The 3,548-nt window shown below is 38.1% G+C and carries 5 protein-coding genes; all 5 read right to left on the reverse strand.

What is annotated here, in order from left to right; translation table 11 throughout:
- Positions 1–187 (reverse strand): hypothetical protein (locus ACFSRY_RS05640; RefSeq protein WP_377503921.1); only part of this gene is annotated, 187 nt, incomplete at its 3' end.
- 153 nt (positions 188–340) lie between these two features.
- A complete protein-coding gene (locus ACFSRY_RS05645) occupies positions 341–1,042 on the reverse strand; it encodes an ABC transporter ATP-binding protein (RefSeq protein ID WP_377503923.1) in 702 nt (233 codons plus the stop codon).
- Positions 1,029–1,532, reverse strand: a complete 504-nt coding sequence (locus tag ACFSRY_RS05650) for a hypothetical protein (RefSeq protein ID WP_377503925.1) — start codon at positions 1,530–1,532, stop codon at positions 1,029–1,031. Before ACFSRY_RS05650 ends, ACFSRY_RS05645 begins: the two co-directional genes overlap by 14 nt.
- 551 nt (positions 1,533–2,083) lie before the next feature.
- Positions 2,084–2,497, reverse strand: a complete 414-nt coding sequence (locus tag ACFSRY_RS05655) for a hypothetical protein (RefSeq protein ID WP_377503927.1) — start codon at positions 2,495–2,497, stop codon at positions 2,084–2,086.
- 284 nt (positions 2,498–2,781) lie between these two features.
- Positions 2,782–3,390 carry a hypothetical protein gene (locus ACFSRY_RS05660; RefSeq protein WP_377503929.1) on the reverse strand — a complete coding sequence of 203 codons (609 nt, stop codon included), beginning with the start codon at positions 3,388–3,390 and terminating at the stop codon, positions 2,782–2,784.
- Positions 3,391–3,548: the final 158 nt, after the last annotated feature.

A 3,548-nucleotide genomic window follows, 5' to 3' on the forward strand; every position in this document is an offset into this window, starting at 1 on the left:
CGTACTTCCACGGCTGCCCGTTAGGTTGGAGTGTTATCTGCTCTCTGGTTAAAGTATCGCCAGAGGGGCTTACGAAGAAAGCTTGGTAGGAGTAATTGCGATTAGGATTGAAGATGACCAAACTGTACGCTGCTGGTGTTTGCAAGATACTCAGCAAGCTCAATAGGTAAACAATCGTTAGTTGCATAGCTTAGGGTGAAGGAGTGTGAAAACAAGGTTTGATACTATATGCTTGTGTGATTTTCAAGATAACTGGTTTATCCTTTCATGCTTTATATGTTTGCCAACGGTTAGTACAGGCTGCGAACGAGGCGCAGCCGAGTATGGAGCCTGTGCAGGGTTAGCGTGTTGTTCCTTTTTCAAATAACTCTGCTATTAGTTTAGCATTCTTATTTTCAAGCGATTCAAAAAGCTCTTGTTCAAATGCGGCAAAGTCTGATTTCCCTTTGCTATACTTTATCCTACCATTTTCAAGGTAGTGTATAAAATCGCACAGGTTGGTCAAAGTTTCCATTATATGGGAGGTGATGATAATAGTCTTGCCTTTTTCCTGTAGTTGCAGTAATAGGGAGCGTATGATTCTACACGTTTCCATATCTAAGCCGTTAAAGGGCTCATCCAAAATCAAGATTGGCTTGTCTTGTTTCAAAACCCCGAGTAGTGCCAATTTCTTTTTCATGCCCGTTGAATAGTCATCGACAATCTGGTCGAGCGGAAGACAAAACAGCTCATTCCACTTGGCTGTATCAAACAACTTATTTTGAAATAAACCAAGATACTCTCTGCCTGTAATATTTGAATAGAAGAAGTTTTCAGTTACCAGATAAGAAACCTGTCTTTTGTTTAACTTTTCACCCCTAAAGCTAATTTCACCGGAATTGCTTTTCGTAAGTCCATATACTGCATCCAAAAGAGTTGTTTTGCCTGCGCCATTTAAACCGACAATCCCATGTATGGTGCTTTCAGCTAATTCCAAGCTTAGCGAATCAATTATATTTTCCTTTTTGCTATAGGAAACGACAAGGTTATTAATTGAAATCATCCAGATAGAAATTGAGGTTTCGCCGTGCTTTGAAATAAAATCTTATTGATAGAAGCCATACTAGCGGTATGAATACAGGAAAGATGACTCCCGTCGCCCCAACGGTACCAAAGGTCTGTACAGCAGAAGACCTGCTATTCGGCTCGTAAAAGGCATATTTTGTAAGTATCATGTAAACATGCACCGAAACAAAAATTAAATACTCCACGACGGGTATAAACCATCTGTCCTGATGGAATACTATAAATACGGCGATGAGAGGCACGCACAGGATAGTGAAAATTAGGACCTGCCATTTTATCTTGTTAAGTAAAAATCTGTTAGAGCCTACCTCAAATGAGGTAATCATCTGGTAAGGTTCGCCTCTCTTGTAAAAGCTCATAGGCAGGAGCCCTAGAATGAAAATCACAATCGGAACACTGCCTATAAAAAAGGACGTACCCAAACCCACCATCAAAAGTATGATTATTGTGAAAAATGACTTTCTCATACCAGCTTTCCATTCGAAGCACTCCTCTGGAATTAAATCTTGAACTTTTGTATTGAGACTTCGCGTGTTTGGCTTAAAGTCTAAATTGACTACTACAACTAGCCCTGTTAACAGTATAAGTGCTGGCACCCATTGAAAATGATACGCCATAAAGGCTATCAACGGGAGGGATAGAAGAAGATACTCGATTAGGCAAATCCATTTGTGGGAATTGAAATGGCTCTTCAGGAACATCCTATCTTGCCTCCTTAAGTGTAGGAGTGTTAGGGCAAACAAATAAACTCCTACAACGGAGCTTATAGTTAGAGTGGTGGCAGTCTGCATTAACAGTATGAAAGCGCCAGACCCCAAGAAAATTAGAAGCGCCAGTGTCCTCAACAGCCCAAGTTCTACTCCCGCTCTGTAGATTTGCTTGATTCTGATGCTTATTAAACTTTCAATCATCAATGTAATTTGTTTTGGGATGTACGCTAACGTTACTCGTGCATAATGTGGGTGAGGCGTAGCCGAAGCCTAAATTATGAACTTTGTTGTATGTTGTTTTTCTTGATTCAGTTTATAACACTTCTGACTTGTTTATTTTTTCGGTACAATGCGATGTCAATAACTACTTGTGAGATAAAGAGCAAAAGCGAAGTCCACATGAATAATTCTTCATAACGGCGGCTGTAGCCACCGCTCAAGCCTATCAAGTTCAACAAAGCACTCAAACCACTATCAGTAAAAGCATGAACACCATCAACCCGAACCAAGGCAAACAATAGGAGATTAGTGGCGGACAGCGTGATAAGATAATTCTTATTTATAGAGTACTTCCACTTTAAACCCACTATAACATGGAATATTAGTGCTGCCAATATTACTATTCCAAACACAAGCAAACCCAAACCACCATTCAGAAAAAGAGCCAAAAGTGAAATAAGGAATGTCACCCAGAAATAAGCTTGTACTGTTCTTTTATTCACTTTATAGATTTTAAATGCCCTACCAAGCTTCTGCCAATTGACTTATCACAATTAGGAAGAAGATTGCTGCTATTGTAAGTATTACAAAGGCTAATATTGAGAAAGCTTTAAAAACTTCTTTTAGTATTTCTTTCATGATACAAAATACCATACAACGTCTCGTATAAAAACTGTGCGAGCTGGCGAGTGTGATTGTTCGCAGGACAATCCGCTGAGCAAGTGAGCACGATGTTTCGATTTGAGACTGTTTTAAGCATTGTTTTTATATGTTGTTGGCAGCTGCTTTATTTGTCTTTTAAAAAATGGTCTTTTTCATAAAGGACTTTAGCTATTTTCCAGTTGTTATTTATTTTTTCTAAAATTACAATTCGAGAGTTAATATGATTTTTCCTGGCCCTGGAAAACAAATTTATTTTAACAACCGCAAAATCAGACCCTAAAATGATATTACTAAATCCGTAAGCTTCTTTCTTTTTAAAAATATTTCCTAACCAAGAGTTTCTCAGTGGCGCTTTTTTATAAGAAATTAGATTATCGGTTCCCAGATAGTTTTCTAAATAATCTAATTTTCCGTTTTCTATTTGGTATATTAAATTTTCAACATCAAAATCGGATTTATTTGAAATAAGATAATCCTTTACCGTCTTTTCATACTTTACAGGTTCTACTCCGATAGTCATTGTAGGTGGAAATTGGTCATAAAACCACTTTTGAAAATCTCCATCTACATCATAATTTTTGAAATGCGCGATTGTTTCATTAATTATATGCTTATCAGGCTCAATTAGATTTCGTAAAATCTGTTCGTAAATTTCTTTTCTTTCATTCCTTTCATTTGTTTGTCCGAAGCCTGAAAGGGAAATTAGAAGTAGAAGTAAGGAATATTTTTTCACTTTGAATGATTGTTTGGTTTTTGAGTTGCTGCCAACGTTTAGTCTAGATGGTGTCTCGTTGGAGGGTCGCTGTGCTCGGCAAGGTTCCTCCAATGGCATCTAGACAGTGTTGGTCGAGGGTGTTTTCCCTTTTTCCTCCCGGGTCATGCGAACTTTAC

This window comes from Pontibacter locisalis (assembly GCF_042684605.1).
Classification (GTDB): domain Bacteria; phylum Bacteroidota; class Bacteroidia; order Cytophagales; family Hymenobacteraceae; genus Pontibacter; species Pontibacter locisalis.